The 15,757-nt window shown below is 67.1% G+C and carries 16 protein-coding genes; 2 read left to right on the forward strand and 14 right to left on the reverse strand.

The window, feature by feature from the left end; translation table 11 throughout:
* Window positions 1–12 precede the first annotated feature (12 nt).
* From A6A04_RS06915 to pip, 12 genes are all read right to left on the reverse strand, one after another.
* Entirely contained in the window at window positions 13–378 is a 366-nt protein-coding gene (locus A6A04_RS06915; RefSeq protein WP_068491216.1) for a response regulator, read from the reverse strand.
* 85 nt (window positions 379–463) lie between these two features.
* The gene (locus A6A04_RS06920; protein ID WP_068491218.1) at window positions 464–949 is read right to left on the reverse strand and encodes a chemotaxis protein CheW; all 486 of its coding nucleotides are present in this window, start codon (window positions 947–949) and stop codon (window positions 464–466) included.
* Window positions 946–3,609 carry a hybrid sensor histidine kinase/response regulator gene (locus tag A6A04_RS06925; protein ID WP_068491220.1) on the reverse strand — a complete coding sequence of 888 codons (2,664 nt, stop codon included), beginning with the start codon at window positions 3,607–3,609 and terminating at the stop codon, window positions 946–948. The genes A6A04_RS06920 and A6A04_RS06925 overlap by 4 nt, the downstream gene beginning before the upstream one ends.
* 157 nt (window positions 3,610–3,766) lie before the next feature.
* A complete protein-coding gene (locus A6A04_RS06930; RefSeq protein WP_068491222.1) occupies window positions 3,767–4,402 on the reverse strand; it encodes a histidine phosphotransferase family protein in 636 nt (211 codons plus the stop codon).
* Window positions 4,403–4,460: 58 nt separating this feature from the next.
* Window positions 4,461–5,798 (reverse strand): class I SAM-dependent RNA methyltransferase, encoded by a 1,338-nt coding sequence (locus tag A6A04_RS06935; protein WP_245651106.1) that lies wholly within the window; start codon window positions 5,796–5,798, stop codon window positions 4,461–4,463.
* The gene (locus A6A04_RS06940; RefSeq protein ID WP_068491224.1) at window positions 5,795–6,403 is read right to left on the reverse strand and encodes an ABC-type transport auxiliary lipoprotein family protein; all 609 of its coding nucleotides are present in this window, start codon (window positions 6,401–6,403) and stop codon (window positions 5,795–5,797) included. Before A6A04_RS06940 ends, A6A04_RS06935 begins: the two co-directional genes overlap by 4 nt.
* Window positions 6,404–6,414: 11 nt before the next feature.
* Window positions 6,415–7,377 carry an MlaD family protein gene (locus A6A04_RS06945; protein WP_068491226.1) on the reverse strand — a complete coding sequence of 321 codons (963 nt, stop codon included), beginning with the start codon at window positions 7,375–7,377 and terminating at the stop codon, window positions 6,415–6,417.
* The gene (locus A6A04_RS06950) at window positions 7,374–8,210 is read right to left on the reverse strand and encodes an ABC transporter ATP-binding protein (protein ID WP_068491228.1); all 837 of its coding nucleotides are present in this window, start codon (window positions 8,208–8,210) and stop codon (window positions 7,374–7,376) included. The genes A6A04_RS06945 and A6A04_RS06950 overlap by 4 nt, the downstream gene beginning before the upstream one ends.
* The gene (locus A6A04_RS06955) at window positions 8,210–9,028 is read right to left on the reverse strand and encodes an MlaE family ABC transporter permease (protein ID WP_068491230.1); all 819 of its coding nucleotides are present in this window, start codon (window positions 9,026–9,028) and stop codon (window positions 8,210–8,212) included. The genes A6A04_RS06950 and A6A04_RS06955 overlap by 1 nt, the downstream gene beginning before the upstream one ends.
* Before the next feature lie 4 nt (window positions 9,029–9,032).
* Window positions 9,033–9,362, reverse strand: a complete 330-nt coding sequence (locus A6A04_RS06960; RefSeq protein WP_068491232.1) for an STAS domain-containing protein — start codon at window positions 9,360–9,362, stop codon at window positions 9,033–9,035.
* On the reverse strand, window positions 9,359–11,026 hold the full coding sequence (locus A6A04_RS06965; protein ID WP_068491233.1) for an ATP-binding SpoIIE family protein phosphatase: 1,668 nt from the start codon (window positions 11,024–11,026) through the stop codon (window positions 9,359–9,361). The genes A6A04_RS06960 and A6A04_RS06965 overlap by 4 nt, the downstream gene beginning before the upstream one ends.
* A gap of 51 nt (window positions 11,027–11,077) precedes the next feature.
* Window positions 11,078–12,019 (reverse strand): prolyl aminopeptidase, encoded by a 942-nt coding sequence (pip, locus tag A6A04_RS06970; protein ID WP_068491235.1) that lies wholly within the window; start codon window positions 12,017–12,019, stop codon window positions 11,078–11,080.
* Window positions 12,020–12,104: 85 nt separating this feature from the next.
* Here pip and queA point away from each other — a divergent pair, with 85 nt between their 5' ends.
* Window positions 12,105–13,133: a tRNA preQ1(34) S-adenosylmethionine ribosyltransferase-isomerase QueA gene (queA, locus tag A6A04_RS06975; RefSeq protein WP_068491237.1), complete on the forward strand. Its 1,029-nt coding sequence runs from the start codon at window positions 12,105–12,107 to the stop codon at window positions 13,131–13,133.
* 9 nt (window positions 13,134–13,142) lie between these two features.
* On the opposite strand, the gene A6A04_RS06980 is transcribed toward queA, so the two are convergent.
* Complete coding sequence (locus A6A04_RS06980) at window positions 13,143–14,204, reverse strand: GGDEF domain-containing protein (protein WP_068491238.1); 1,062 nt, start codon at window positions 14,202–14,204, stop codon at window positions 13,143–13,145.
* A 40-nt stretch (window positions 14,205–14,244) separates the two neighbouring features.
* Entirely contained in the window at window positions 14,245–14,736 is a 492-nt protein-coding gene (locus A6A04_RS06985) for a pentapeptide repeat-containing protein (protein WP_068491438.1), read from the reverse strand.
* Between the two features lie 137 nt (window positions 14,737–14,873).
* On the opposite strand from A6A04_RS06985, the gene A6A04_RS06990 reads away from it, so the two are divergent.
* Window positions 14,874–15,644 (forward strand): tetratricopeptide repeat protein, encoded by a 771-nt coding sequence (locus A6A04_RS06990; RefSeq protein ID WP_068491240.1) that lies wholly within the window; start codon window positions 14,874–14,876, stop codon window positions 15,642–15,644.
* Window positions 15,645–15,757: the final 113 nt, after the last annotated feature.

Raw genomic sequence — 15,757 nt, forward strand, 5'->3', positions numbered from 1 at the left:
CCCGCAAGTTGCCTAGAGCAGGCCCACCTGCGAAAACTTCGCCTGCAGGATTTCGCTGTCGAAGGGCTTCATGATGTACTCATTCGCACCCGCGGTGATGGCTTCCTGGATATGCTCGATATCGTTTTCCGTGGTGCAGAAAACGACGATCGGGTGATCCCCGCCCGGCAGCTTGCGCATCTCGCGCAGGAAATCGATGCCGTTCATCACCGGCATGTTCCAGTCCAATAGGACGGCATCGGGCATGGAACGCTTGCAGGCTTCCAAGGCCTGGGCGCCGTCCTCGGCCTCCTCGGTCTTGAAGCTCAGCTCATGCAGGATCTTCTTGGCCACCATCCGGATGACCTTGGAATCGTCGACGATCAGACAGGACTTCATGCCCAAGCTTGCCTCCGGTGGAGGGGGAGCCGTCTCGTGTTGGACGACTGGTGCCCCCTTCGATGATCTCGTACCAAAGCCTATACTATTCGTTCCGCGTGAAATCCAGCAGCTTCCCCACGTCGAGCACCACCAGGAGCTTGCCTTCAAGCCGGTAGATGCCGATGGAAAATTCGCGCCAGTGCGGATCAAGTGTCGGCGGATTGCGTTCAAACTTGGCGGCGGGCAACGACAGCACCTCGCCCACCGAATCGACCATCAGGGAGTATAGCTCGCCCGACTGGTCGACCACCACACTCATGCCCTTCTTTTCCTCGGCTCGCTTGGGCAGGCCAAGGCGCAGGCGGACATCGATGGCGGTGACGATCCGGCCACGCAGGTTCAGCGACCCGGCCACCTCACGCGGGGCCAGCGGGATGCGGGTGATCTTCTGGGGCCCCAGGACATCCTGGACCGTGAGGACCGGAATGCCGAACAGCTGGCCCTCGATGAACATGGTGACGAAGTCCTGGGTTTCCGGAGCGGCGAGCTCGGTCACCTGGCGCTTGCCGGCGGGGACGATTTGATTCATGCGGCACCTTTGGAGGCGGCGATGGTCGAGGCCAGGGTGGAAATCAGGGCGTCACGGTCGAACTTGGCGATGTAGTCGTTGAAACCGACCTGACGTCCGCGTTCGAAGTCCTTTTCGGTGGCGTGCGACGACAGGGCCACCATGGGGATTGCCCCCCAGCGGCCATCGGCGCGCACCGCCTGGGCGAATTCGAAGCCGCTCATGCCCGGCATTTCGATATCGCTGATGATGGCGTCGAACTCGTCACCCCGCTCGCGGAGCGCCAGGGCCTTGTCGGCACCTTCCACCGAGATCACCTCATAGCCAGCCACCGACAGCAAAGGCGTCAGCAGGTTGCGGAAGAACGGCGAGTCGTCCACAAGCAGCACGCGCGGCTGATGGAAGTCGGCATTACCGAACTCCTTGTCGTTGCGGCCGAACCAGTCGCCGAAGGCCTGCGGCAGGTAGTAGCCCGCGTCGATGATGGTGGTGGCCTTGCCCGCGATGACGGCGGTGCCGATGATGCCGGGATTGCCATCGGACAGTTCGACGCGCAGCCGGTCCTCGACGATGTCGACGATCTCGTCCACCACTAGGCCCATTGTGTGGTCCTGGTCCGAGAACACCAGCACCGGCTGGCGACCCTCGTCGCGGAAGTTCATGGAGCCGTCGATGGAGATCAGGGGCATCAGATGGCCGCGATACTGCACCATGGGCTTGCCATGGCTGTGCTCGATCTCGGCCACGTCGATCTCTTCCAGACGGGCCACCAGGGCTAGCGGCACCGCCTTGAGATCGTCGCCGCCGGCGCGGAACACCAGCAGCGAGGTCTTGGCGTCGGCGTGGCTCTCGCGCACCGTCTGGCTCTCGGCCGCCTGGGCACCACCCAGCAGGCCGGATTCGCCGGTGGCGCCCGCGATGCCGTTGGGGTCCAGGATCATGATCACCGAGCCGTCGCCCAGGATGGTGTTGCCCGAGAACATGGTGATGTGGCGCAGGATGGGAGCCACCGGCTTGACCACGATTTCCTCGGTATCGAACACCCGGTCGACGATGATGCCGAAGGTGTAGGTGCCCACCTGGGTCACCACGATGAAGGTCTCCTGCCGCTCCTCGCTATCCTCGGCCAGCAGCAGCTGGCGCTTCAGCGACACCAGCGGCAGCAGCCGGTCGCGCAGGCGCAGCACCGGGGCATTGTTGATCATCTCGATGCCGTGCTCGGAATTGGCGGTGACGCGCACCAGTTCCAGGACGCTGATCTGCGGGATGGCGAAGCGCTCGGCGGCGCATTCCACGATCAGGGCGGAGACGATGGCGAGGGTCAGCGGGATCTTGATGACGAAGGTCGAGCCCTTGCCGGGCAGGCTCTTCAGTTCGACGGTGCCGCCGATGCGCTCGATATTGGTGCGCACCACGTCCATGCCGACGCCGCGGCCCGAGACGCTGGTGACCTTCTCGGCGGTGGAGAAGCCCGCCTTGAAGATGTACTGGTAGATCTGCTGCGGCGTCATGGTCTCCAGTTCGGACTCGGTGGCGATGCCGTTCTGGATGGCCTTCTGCTTGATGCGGTCCAGGTTGAGGCCGCGGCCGTCATCGGAAATCTCGATGATGATATGGCCGCCCTCGTGGAACGCGTTCAGCACGATCTTGCCCACTTCGGGCTTGCCGATGCGCTTGCGCTCGTCGGTGGGCTCCAGGCCATGGTCGGCCGAGTTGCGCACCATATGGGTCAGCGGGTCCTTGATCAGTTCCAGCACCTGGCGGTCGAGTTCGGTCTCGGCGCCCAGCATCTGCAGGTCGATCTTCTTGTTCATTTCGACCGAGAGGTCGCGGACGATGCGCGGCAACTTGGCCCAGGCATTGCCGATGGGCTGCATGCGGGTCTTCATCACGCCTTCCTGGAGGTCGGTGGTGATGTGGGACAGGCGCTGCAGCGGGGTGGCGAACTCGCTGTCATCCTTGCCGCGAACCATCTGGAGGAGCTGGTTGCGGGTCAGCACCAGTTCGGACACCAGGGTCATCAGGTTTTCCAGCAGTTCCACATTGACGCGGATGGTCTGGGCGGCGACGGCGGATTCCTTGGCCTCGGCCCCAGCGGCGGAAACGCCGGTGGGAGCGGCCACGGCGGGCGGCTGGGCGGCCGGGGCCGGGACATTGGCGACGGGAGCCGGTTCGGGTTCAGGCTCGGGCTCGGGCTCCGGCGCGGGCGGCGGCGGCGCGGCGGCGGCCTGGGCCGAGGCGGCCACCGACTCGAAGGTCGGCATGGGCGGCGGCGGCGGCGGCGGCGGCGCGGAGGGATTGGAGCGACCCTCGGCCATGGCATTGAGCTGGGCGATCAGGTCTTCATCGCTGCCCTCGGGCTCGCACTCGTTCTGTTCGAGATGGCCCAGGATCAGCTTGATGCGGTCGATGCTCTGGAGGATCAGCGTGACGGCGGCGGGGGTGACCTCAAGTTCGCCATCGCGGAACTTGCCCAGGACGTTCTCGCCGGCATGGGCCACATGCTCCAGGCGCGGCAGTCCGAGGAAGCCGCAAGTGCCCTTGATGGTGTGAACCAGGCGGAAGATATTGCCGAGAATCTGAGGATCATTCGGATTTTGCTCCAAATTCACCAATGCCACGTCAAGCGTGGACAGACTTTCCGACGTCTCGGTCAGAAATTCGCTGAGGAGATCATCCATGGTCGTCTCCGAAATGCCCCCTGTGGACCGCCGAGCGACGGCCTTCCTAATTCGCTGCCATGACGGAAGTCCATCAGGCAGGATCGACTAATAGCACGGCTGGATGGTCTTTAGAAGAACCCTGACCCGGATAAATCCGCTTTCGTAACGAATTTCTTCAGGTGCTGATCCGTCCGTGGTTTTCTCCTGTCACAACCTCGGTCCTGGCGCCGATTTTCCGTACAAGCTTGCCGGTCAGCCAGGCCTGGGCTTCGCGTGGGCCATCGGGCAAGGACTGCTCCGAAAGGCAGCGCATCGTTTGATCATCCAGTCGGGCGCCCTGGCCGCGAAACTCCACCGATACCCCCGCCCGATCAAGCCTGGAGGCCGCATCGATGGTCACGTCCACCGTGCCTCCCCGAGGCAAGGCGTCACGGGCCAGCAACACCAGATTGAGCACCAGCCGCGCCGCCTCTCCATCCAGGCGGTCCCGGCCGCAGGTCCAGCCCAGGACGAGCTTGCCACCGCCGCTGGCCGCCGCCGCGTCCAGATAACTGGCGCACAAGTCGCGTACGGTTTGCGTCGACTGTTCGGGGCCCGCCGGTCCGAAAGCGGCTCGGAACAATTTCAGCCGCGCCACCGCGCCGCCGGCACTGTCCGAGACCATCTTGGCGGTCTCGGCGTCAAAGCCGTCTTCCAGCAGTTCGGCCCCCGCCGCCGCCGCGCCGACTGCCCCGGCCATGTCGTGGCACAGGCGGGCGCACAGCAACTCGGCGAACCGGATATCAAGGGCGTTTTCGGGCTGATCCACCATCGCTTATCCTGTCCCTGCCAAATGTAATCTAACTAAAGTTATATTCAAGAGGGTGGTGTCAGCGGCGGAGGATGGCGACCGCTTCCAGATGGGCCGACCAGGGAAACTGGTCGATGGGCGTGACGGAATCCACGCGCCAGCCGCCATCGGCCAGGATGCGCAGGTCGCGGGCCAGGGTGGCGGGATTGCACGACACCATCACCAGCAGGCGCGGCCCCCCCTTGGGGGATGGTGGTTTGGCCAGTTCCGCCGCCTGGGGCGCCGCTCCGGCGCGGGGCGGGTCCATGACCACGGCGCGATAGGGGATCAGGTCGTGGGGTGCCAGCGGGCGCCGCGCCAGGTCGCGCACCTCGGTGGTGATGGGCAGGCCCGAGCGCCGCCCGGCGGCGTCCAGGGCGGCGAGGGGGGCCTGTTCGCCTTCCACCGCGTGGACCGGCGCCGACAGCGACAGCGGCACGGTAAAGCTGCCGCATCCGGCATAGAGGTCGAGCACCGGGCCGTGCCCGGCCACCGCCTCGATCACCAGCCCGGCGATGGCCAACTCGCCGCCCCGGGTGGGTTGCAGGAAGGACCCCGGCGCCGGTTCCACCGGCACGCCGCGGAAATGCACCTCGGCCGGGCGACGCCGGGCGATGGGCTCGACGAATCCGGCGCCGGGGCGGCGCCAGTGCAGCCGCGCCAGATCGGCCTGCTCGGCGAAGGCGGCCAGGGCTTCCCGCTCGAACAGGTCGAGGCGGGCCTCGGCCTCCACCAGCACGTCGAGACCGCCTTCGGTCAGGGTGGCGATGACGTCGCCGCCGGTGCCCTCGGGGACGATGCGGGCCAGCATCAGGCGCAACGGCGTCAGCAGCGCGATCAGGGCGGGTTCCAGCAGCAGGCAGCGCTCCAGGTCGATGACGGTATGGCTGGCCCGGGCATTGAAGCCGATGACGGCGGTGCCCTTGGTGCGGGCGAAGGCGAAAGCGGCGCGGCGGCGGCTGGCCGGGGGGATGCGCAGCAGCGGCGCCACCGGCACCTCGCCCAGACCCTGGCGGGCCAGGGGCACCGCCAGCAGGTCGCGCTTCCATGCCTCATAGGCGTCGTCGGCCAGATGCTGCAGCGAACAGCCGCCGCAGCGGCCGTAATGGGGACAGGGCGCCGTCACCCGGTCGGGGCCGGGCTCCAGCACCTCGATCAGCCCGGCGGTCAGGCCCTCGCCCCGGCGGCCCTCGATGCGCGCCACCACCGTGTCACCCGTCACGGTGAAGGGCACGAACACCGTCTCGCCGTCCAGGGTGGCCTGGCCGTCGCCCCGGGCGCCGACGCTCTCGATGCACAGTTCAGCCATGCGGGCGGCAGGCGGCGCGGCGCGGCTCTTGCGCGCCTGATGGGGACGGCGGCGGGGCGGCTTGCTCACCGTGCCACCGGCGCGTTGCCCCGGGCCCGTCCCAGATCGGCCAGGAAGCGGGCGAAGATGTCGGTCAGGGCCTTGTCCATGGCGGCGGGCAGGCTCTCGACCCGTTCGGATTCGGTGGCGACCTCGGCGCTGTAGTCCTGCAGCAGCACCAGCGAGCCGTCGCGCGACGATACGATGGCCAGTTGGATATCCACCGCCGCCCGCGAACTTGCCGCCAATTGCTCGAAGCGCCGCAGCTTGCCGCGCAGCATCCAGTCCGACAGCACCCGCAGGTCGGGGGTGACCACCCGGTCGGCGGCTCCGGCCCGGGTCAGGGCGACGGAGAGGCGATCCTGCAGCATCAGGGCGGGCGCCTCGCTCCAGTAGTCGTATTTGTAGTGGCTGAGCGGCCCGCCGTCCCGGGCGGCGAAGGTTACCGCCCGCTCCGCCAGGGTGCCGTCGGTGGCCAGACGGTCGATTTCCAGCACGCCGGGCAAGGCCGGGCGGGCGAAGCGCAGGCCGCTGTCGGCGGGCTCCACCCGGTGGAAATTGTCGGGCGGCGCCGCCGGCCCGGCGCAGGCGGCCAGGGCGAGAAGCAGGATCAGCGAACAAATCGTCTTGCGCATTGCCGTCACCTTCATTTCCGTCCCGGGCCGTCCTCGCCGCGCTTGTTGCCGCCGATCAGCACGCCGGGATTTTCGCGAATCTGGCGCGAGAATTCATGCAGGTTGCGGGTGGTGCCGTCCAGGTTGTAGGTCACCGAATCGATATTGCGCGACACCGCCTGCAAGGTGTGGCGCAAGTCCTTCAGGCTGTGGTCGATGGCGTCCTTGTTGCCCGCCACCGCCTTGTCCAGGGCGCCCAGCACCGAATCCACCTTGGTCCGGCTATCCTGAAGCCCGGCCGACAACTGGGCCAGATTGGCCAGCGAGATGCGGATCTGCTCGGCATTGGCCTCGGTCACCACCTTGTTGGACAGGGTGCCGGTCATGCGCTCCACGTCCGAGGTGATGCGGGGCGTCTTGGCCGAGAGGTCGGCCGCCACCGCCACCAGATGGCCCATCAGTTCGGGGGCGTGCTTTTCCAGGATGGTGCCCATGGCGCCGATCTGCTGGTTCAGGCTGGACAGCAGCGGCTTGAGCGCGCTCTGGTTCAGGTCGGTGATCTGGGCGGCGACATCGTTCATGGCGGCGAAGATGTTGGCGGCGGGCGCGCCCGCCACCTCGGCGCCGGGCGGCAGCATTTCCAGGGAGTCGCCCGACTTGATATCGATGACGGCGGCGGCCAGCAGGCCCGAGGCGGCGACGCGCGCCACGGAGTCCTTGGGTAGCCGCCATTTGTCGTTGATGCCCAACTCGACCCGGAAACTGGTCCTGGAGCCATCGCGCAGCGGCGTGATGTCTTCCACCTGGCCGATGGCGAAGCCCTCATAGGTGACTTTGGTGCCGTATTTGATGCCGGTGACGTTGTTCAGCCGGGTGAAATAGGCGGTGGTCGATCCGGTCTTGCCGGTCAACAGCGCCACCACCACCACCAGGGCGATCAGCATGGCCAGCGTGAAGCCGCCCACCATGACATAATTGATGCGAGCGTCCTTCATGGCCTGATGGTTCCGTTGGGTTGGTTGGCCTTGTCGCCCAGCAGCCGACGCAAATAGGCGTCGGGGTCCAGGGCGGCTTCCTCGGTGCGGCGGTTCAGGAGGTTCTGTATGCGCTGGTCGGAACTGGCGCGGATGGCCTCGACGGTGTCGAGCGCCAGCACCTTGCCCCGGTCCAGCACGCAGATGCGATCGGCGATCTTGAAGGTGGAGTCCAGGTCGTGGGTCACCACCACGATGCTCATGCCCATGGCGTCGCGCAGGCGCAGGATCAGGTCGTCGATGGAAGACGCCACCACCGGGTCCAGCCCGGCCGAGGGCTCGTCGCAGAACAGCAGGTCGGGGTCCATGACGATGGCGCGGGCCAGGGCGGCGCGCTTGATCATGCCGCCCGACAATTCGGCGGGTTTCAGGTCCTCGAACCCGGCCAGGCTGACCACTTCCAGCTTAAGGCGGGTCATGATGCCGATGGTGGTCTCGTCCAGGTCGGTGTGCTCGCGCAGCGGCAGCGAGATGTTGTCGCCGATGGTCATGGACGAGAACAGGGCGCCCGACTGGAAGGCGACGCCGGTGCGGGTGCGCAACTGCTGGCGCTCCATGGGGGACAGGGCGGCCAAATCCTGGCCCAGCACCCGAACCGTTCCCGAGGACGGCGACAGCAGGCCCAGCAGATGGTTGAGCAAGGTGGTCTTGCCCGAGCCCGAACCGCCCATGATCACCATGATCTCGCCTCGGCGGACCTCAAGATTCACGTCGTGGAGAATCTGGCGCTCGCCGTAATGGGTGTTGAGCCCGATCACCTCGATGCTGGTGTCATCGGAAGGGGACGGAGCCATCAGCGGGTCACCATGAAGACGAAGATCATGTCGGTGATGACGATGGCCGAGATGGCATGCACCACCGAGCGCGTGGTCATGCGCCCGACGCCCTCGGCGCCGCCGGTGACCGAGGCGCCGTTGACCACGCCCACCACGGTGATCAGCACCGCGAAGATGCCGCTTTTGGCCAGGCCGTGCAGCATGTCGTTGAGCTTGACCAGATTGACCACCTCGTCGGCATAGGCGCCCATGCTGCTGCCCAGTTGCGGCGCGATATAAAGACCGGCGGCGAACAGCCCCACCAGATCGGCCCACAGGGTCAGGCAGGGCAGCATCACCAGCATGGCCACCAGGGCAGGCACCACCAGGAAGCGCACCGGCGAAATGCCCATGACGGTCAGCGCGTCGATTTCCTGGTTGATGCGCATGGTGCCCAGCCGGGCGGCCAGGGCCGAGCCCGATCGTCCCGCCACCAGGATGCCGGTGATCAGGGGGGCGAATTCACGCACCGTCGACATGGCGACACCCAGGGTGACGCGGGATTCGGCGCCGAACAGCTTCAGCGAATAGATGCCCTGGATGGCCAGCATGATGCCGATGGTGCCCGACAGCACGGTGACGATGGGCAGGGCGCCGATGCCGATTTCCATGGCCTGGGCCACCACCGGGGCGAGGCGGACCCTCTGGCGGCGCTTGCCCCCCATGACCAGCCAATAGAGGCTTTCGCCCACCAGGGCGCAGGCGAAGCCGAATTCGGCGACGCCGCCCATGGTGCGGCGGCCCAGCCGGTCCAGGAAACCGAAGAATTGATGTTGGCCCGTCCCCCCGTCCGCCACCGTTCTACCCTTTCAGTGCCGACTCGACGGTGTCGGCCATGGCGAAGACCTTGTCCAGGCGGGCCAGTTGCAGCACCCGGCGCACCGGGTCCGAGACCGCGGCCAGCACGAAGCGGGTGGCGTTCTTGCGGGCCGACTGATAGGCCTCCACCAGTCCGGCGACGCCCGACGAGTCGATGTATTCCACGGCGGACAGGTCCACCACCACCACCGGCTTCTTTTCGAACATCAGCTCCATCAACGCCTTGCGGAGCGTGGGGCTGTGGCTGAGGTCCACCTCGCCCGCCAAGGTGACCACGGTGGCGCCGTCCTGCTGGCTGAGTGTCATGTTCATGGGCGTATCCGCTTGACCATCTGCAAAAGATTGCCGATCCCGGCGGGCGGCGGCAGGAAATCCACCTGATCCATGATGGATCGCATCAAATGGGTTCCCAGGCCGCCCGGTCGGATTTCATCCAAGGAGCGAGGCTTGATATTAGCCACTTCCACCGGAGGAGCGAAGTCCATAAGTCGTATGACCAACAGATCGTCCTCGCGCTCCACATGCAACACGATATCGCCTTCGCCGCCTTTATAGGCGTGACGGATGACGTTCTGGCAGGCCTCGTCCACCGCCAGCACCACATCGCCCACCAGATCGGCATCGCAGCCCAGTTCGCGGGCGGTGCGCGACAGGTCGGACCGGATATCGCTCAGGGTCTCGGGGCGGGCATCGTAGCGCCGGACGAAAGCGGAGCGGCCGCCGGGGCGCATGTCCTCGACCACCATCAAGGTGACATCGTCGCGCAAGGACCCGACCCCATCCAGGGCGCCGACCACCGCCTGCAGCCGTTCCTCGGCGGGCATGGCGGCGAAGGCGTCCAGCAGGCCCTTGGCGCCATCGGCGCCGAGCATGGCGCCGGAACGGGTGCGGACCTCGGTCAGGCCGTCGGTGAACAGGTAAAGGGCGCCGCCATCCAGTTCGATCACGCTTTCCAGGCAGCCATGGGCGAACAACTCGGGGTCGATGCCCAGCGGCGGCATGCCGTCCTCGATGGGGCGGTATCCGTCCTGGCCACGCACCAGCGGCGGCTCGTGCCCGGCATTGGCCAGCACCACCCGGCCGGTGGCGGGGTCGAGGATGCCCGCCACCATGGTGACGAACATCCCGGCCAGCCCGGTTTCCTGCAACTCGGAATCGATGGCGGCCAGGACGCGGCCGGGGCCGTCCTCGCGCTTGGCCAGACAGCGGAACAGGCTGGCGGTCTTGGTCATCAGCAGCGAGGCGTTGATCCCCTTGCCCGAAACGTCGCCGATGGCGAAGGCGATGCGGCCATCGGCCAGGGGCACGATCTCGTAGAAATCGCCCGACACGCCGCGGGCGGGCAGGTTGAGGCCGTGAACCGGATAGCCCGGCGGCTGGGGTGGCGGCAGCATGGCGCGCTGGATTTCCGAGGCCAGGGCCAGTTCGCGGCGAAAGCCCTCCTGCTCGGCCATGCCCGCCGCCAGCCTTGTATTGATCAGCGCCAGGGCCGAGGACATGGCCAGGGCGCGCAGCAACTGGGCGTCCGCCTGGGTGAAAGCGCCGCCTCCGGCCTTGTTGAACAGTTCGATGGCGCCCAGCTTCTGGCCCCGGAACGACATGGGGGCGCACAGGATCGAGCGAGTGACGAAGCCGGTGGCATTATCCACCGAATTGGCGAAATCGGGGTCGAAGCGAGCGTCCTTGACCAGTTGCGGGCTGTCCAGGTCGACGGTGCGCCAGACGATGCCGCGTCCCGGGGCGAGACGCAGCCCGATCACTTCGGTGGGGCCGATGCTGGCATGACAGACAAGGTCGCCGGAATCCGCCTCCAACAGGAACAGCGAGGCCGCCTCGGCCCCCAGCCGTTCGGCCACCCGCGCCAGACCCAGGCGAAGGGTGGCCTCCACGTCCTGGGACTGGGCGAAATCCCCCGTCATCTCGATCATCAGGTCGAGATGGCTGGCGGCGGCGGTCTGGTCGGCTCCCCTGATCATGCCCCCATCATGCCCGCTGCGCGGGGTTCCGCCAATCCTAATGCGGGCAAATCACCGCCTGATCCGCGACTTCATGGCCTCGACCGCCTCCACCAGGGCGACGCGGGTGCCGGTCTCCATGGCGGAATGGCCTGCATCAGGGATGATCCGCAGCACCGATCCCGGCCATTCCCGCACCAGTTCCTCGGCGGTGGCGGGGGGGCAGACCACGTCATAGCGGCCCTGGACCACGGTCAAGGGCAGATGGCGGATGCGTCCCAGGCCGGTCAGCAACTGGTCCGGTTCCAGGAAGCCCTCATGAACCATGTAATGGGCTTCGATGCGGGCCATGGACAGGCTGCCGGGCCCGTCGCCCTCGGCCTGGGAGGCGGGGGGCATCAGTCGGGAGCAGGCTTCCTCGTAGCCGCACCACATCCGGGCGGCGGCGAGATGCACCGAAGGGTCGGGGTCATTGAGGCGGCGCATATAGGCGGCCAGCGGGTCCGAGCGCTCCAGCACCGGCAGATGGCCGATGAATCTCCGCCAAGCCTCGGGGAAGAAGTGCCCCATGCCGCTCAGGAACCAATCGACCTCGTGGGGGCGGAACAGGAAGATGCCGCGCAGCACGAAGCCGGTGCAGGCCTCGGGGTATGCTTGGCCATAGGCCAGGGCCAGGGTGCTGCCCCACGAGCCGCCGAACAGCAGCCAGCGGTCCACCCCCAGATGGCGCCGCAGCTTCTCCATATCCGCCACCAGATGGGCGGTGGTGTTGGCCTTCACCGAGGCATGGGGTCTGGAGCGGCCGCAGCCGCGCTGGTCAAACAGCACGATGCGCCAGAAGCCGGGATCGAAAAAGCGGCGATAGGCGGGGGCGGTGCCCGCCCCCGGTCCGCCATGGACGAAGGCCACCACCGGGCCGTCGGGATTTCCCGAAACTTCCCAGTAGATGAGATGGTCATCACCGACCGGCAGCATGCCAGAGGCGTGAGGCTCGAAGGGGGGGAACAGGTCCATGGCCGTCCGTGCTGTATGATCCGAACATACTATGCCATTTTGCCTGGTGATTGACGCGCCCATTTTGGCGGCCTAAACCCACCCCATGAAAGTGGATGACTTCGATTTCGACCTGCCGCGCGAGCTGATCGCCGAGCGTCCGGCCGAGCCGCGCGGCTCGTCTCGGCTGCTGCGGGTGACGCCGGCTGGGCGGGCCGACGCCATGGTCGCCGACCTGCCTCGACTCCTGCGGCCCGGCGACGTGATGGTGTTCAACGACACCCGTGTCATTCCGGCCCGGCTGTTCGGCCGCCGCGGCGAGGCGGGGGTGGAGGTGACGCTGCACCAGCGCGTCGCCCTGGATGCCTGGAAGGCTTTCGCCCGCCCGGCCAAGAAGCTGCGGCCCGGCGACCGGGTGACCTTCGGCGAGGGCTTCTCGGCCCTGGTGGCGGACAAGGGCGAGGCGGGCGAGGTGACGCTGGCCTTCGACCAGTCGGGCGAGGCCCTGCTGGCGGTGCTCGAGGATTTCGGCCGCATGCCGCTGCCGCCCTATATCAGGAAGGGCGTGGCCGACCAGCGCGACCACGACGACTATCAGACGGTGTTCGCCCGGGAGAAGGGGGCCGTCGCCGCCCCCACCGCCGGGCTGCATTTCACCCCCGACCTGCTGGCGGCACTGGACGCTAGGGGCATCGAGCGGGTCTGCGTCACCTTGCATGTGGGGGCGGGAACCTTCCTGCCGGTCAAGGTGGACGACACCAGCGACCATCGCATGCATTCGGAAATCGGCGTGATCACGGGCCAAGCGGCGGCGGCGATCAACGCCGCCCGGGCGCGGGGCGGCCGGGTGGTGGCGGTGGGCACCACGGCGGCGCGCCTGCTGGAAAGTGCCGCCGACGAGACCGGCATCCTGCATCCCTTCGATGCCGCCACCGATATCTTCATCACGCCGGGCTACCGTTTCCGGCTGGTGGACGTGCTGATGACCAATTTCCACCTGCCGCGCTCGACCCTGTTCATGCTGGTCTCGGCCTTCATGGGGCTCGACGCCATGAAGGCGGCCTATGAACACGCCAAGGCGGCGGGGTACCGCTTCTACTCCTATGGCGATTCCAGCCTGCTGGAACGGGGCTGAGGGCGGGGCTCAGAGGTCTTCGGAGGTCTTGGCGGCCACCGCGACGTCTTCCTGGCTCTTGACCCGGTTGCGGCCGGTGCGCTTGGCCAGATACAGCGCCTCGTCGGCGCGATTGACGAAGGATTCGGGGTCTTCCCCCGCCACATAGGTGGCGGCGCCCGCCGACAGGGTCACCTGGCCCAGCACCTGGCCGGTCCGGCGGTTGGTCACCCGCTTGGCCGCCACCTGGCTGCGGATGGTTTCCGCCATGGCCATGGCATCGGCCAGGGAGGTGTCGGGCAGGATGACGGCGAATTCCTCGCCGCCATAGCGGGCGGCGGTATCCTTGACCTTGACGATCTCGGTCAGCGAGCGCCCCACCAGCTTCAGGATCTGGTCGCCCAAGGGGTGGCCGTAGGTGTCGTTGAACTGCTTGAAGTGGTCGATATCGATCATCAACAGGCTGAGGGGGTGACCGCCGTCCCGGGCATTGTGGATGGCCAGGGCCAGGGAGTGGTCGAACATCTTGCGGTTGGCCAGTTGGGTCAGGGCGTCGGTGGCGGCCTCGCGCTTCAGGTCGTCCAATTCGTTGCGCAGGCGCACGATTTCGGTGCTCGACGCTTCCAGATTGTGTTCGAGCTGGCGGTTGATCTCGGCCATGGCTTTGGTTTCGGCCAGGATGGCGCCCACCGCCTCGCTCAGATGGTCGGGGGCGGGGCCGCCGGACAGGCGGCCGCTGAAGGTTTCCAGCGCGGCGCCGTAGCTGGCGGTTCCCTGCCCGGCATTGCTGAGATATTCCAGCACCTTGCCCACCGCTTCCTCGACCCGCAGGCCAACTTCGCGCAATTCCGCCTTGTCCTGGCCGAACACGGCGAAACGCTCGTAAAGCTCCTCATTGACCTTGGTGGTGAACTTGCCGCCGCCCGACAGGATGGCGTTGATGGCGTCGGACAGCGCCGGATTGCGCCCAGCGACGAAGGCGTACCAGATGGCGAAGTTCTCCGGGGTCGGAGGGACCTTGTGGCGCTCCATCATGCCCAGCGCGGCACGGGCGCAGTGGGAAGCGACGTCGATAGGATCACTGGTCTTCATCTTGGGTGATACCCCGTACTCGTCAAACCGTGGCATCGGCTCAGTTGCATTGGCCGACAGACCCTTCCGCGCAGACTTTCTTTCCATCCACCCAGGTCGCCCCCGACAGGTCGGCGCCCAGCAGGTCGGCCCCCTGCACGCGGGCACCGCTCAGGTCCACCTTGCGCAGCGAGGCGTGGAAGAACCGCGCCCGGCGAAGATCGGCCCGCACCAGCGAGGCGCCGCTCAGATCGGCCTTGGTGAAGTCTGCCTCGCTGAACACGCCGTCGTCCAGTCTGACCGATGGCATGGTCGCGCTGATGAAACGGGCGCGGTAGCCGTCGACGCGGCTGAGATCCGCCCGGGACAGGTTGGAGCGCTGGAAGCTGGTTTCGCGCAGCCTCGCCCCCTTCAGGTCGTCGCCGATGAAGTCGCGCCCATCCATGTAGCAGCGCTGCCAATCCACCTGCGGTGCCGCCGATGCGGTGCAGTCGGCGGCTTCGGCGCTGGCGGCGCAGCCGAGAACGAGGAGGGCAGCAAGAACAGACCTCATGATACCCATGATTTAATCCTCCCGCCTGTGAGGTCAAAGAACTATTTCGCGGCGGCCATGTCGAGGCCGCGCGTGCGACAGTCTGGGGGGCGTGCTAGGCTGCTGTCATGAAACCGTAGCAGAGGCGCGAGGCGGCCATGACCCGGAGCGAAGCGGATACCATCCTGGACCAGGGCGAGGCGCTTTGGCTCGCCGGGGAACGCCAGCCCGCCCGCGAGGCGTTCCGTCGCGCCCGCCTGCTGTATCATCAGAGCGGCGACGAGAGTGGCGAGGCCCAGGCCCTGCTGCTGATCGGCGACCTGGAGGCCGAGACCGGCCATCCCAACGGCGCCCGCGAGGCCTATGTGGAGGCCCGGACCATTCATGCACGGCGGGGCGACCAGCACCATCAGGCCGCCCTGCTGGTCCGTCTCGCCCGTCTGGCCGAACGCCAAGGGGCCGGTGCCGAGGCGCAAAGCTGTTACCTGTCCGCCCTGGCGCTTTATGACAGTGCCTCGGATGCGTCGGGCATGGGCCATGTGGCCCGCCGCCTGGGACATCTGGAGCGCGATGCCGGGCGCCAGGACAAGGCGATGGACCATTATCGTCAGGCCCTGGCCCATTTCCGCCGGGCGGGCGATACCCTGGGCGAGGCCCATGCCCTGCGGTCCCTGGCGACCCTGGCCCGGGCCCTGGGGCAGTTGGATCGCGCCCGCGCCGATTGCGACAAGGCGCTGGGCCTGTTCCGCGAGGCGGGCGACCTGCTGGGTGAGGCCAAGGCCAGCCGGGCCCTGTCCCATGTCCTGGCCGACGAAGGCGACCACAAGGCGGCCCATGCCGCCATGCAGGCGGCGGCGCGGCTGTTCGCCAGGGCGGGCGATGTCCGCGCCCATGACGAGTGCGAGGCGGAAGCCAAGGTCTTGCGCTGATTTCGCCCTTAACCCGGCAAAATTTGCCGGGTCGTTAACCATCTGTTCAGTGACAGGGATTTAGGCTGGCCGTCTGATGCAAGGCTGGCCGGGTCGCGTATTGTCGCGTCCCC

Origin of the sequence: Paramagnetospirillum marisnigri (genome assembly GCF_001650715.1) — a bacterium.
Lineage (GTDB): Bacteria > Pseudomonadota > Alphaproteobacteria > Rhodospirillales > Magnetospirillaceae > Phaeospirillum > Phaeospirillum marisnigri.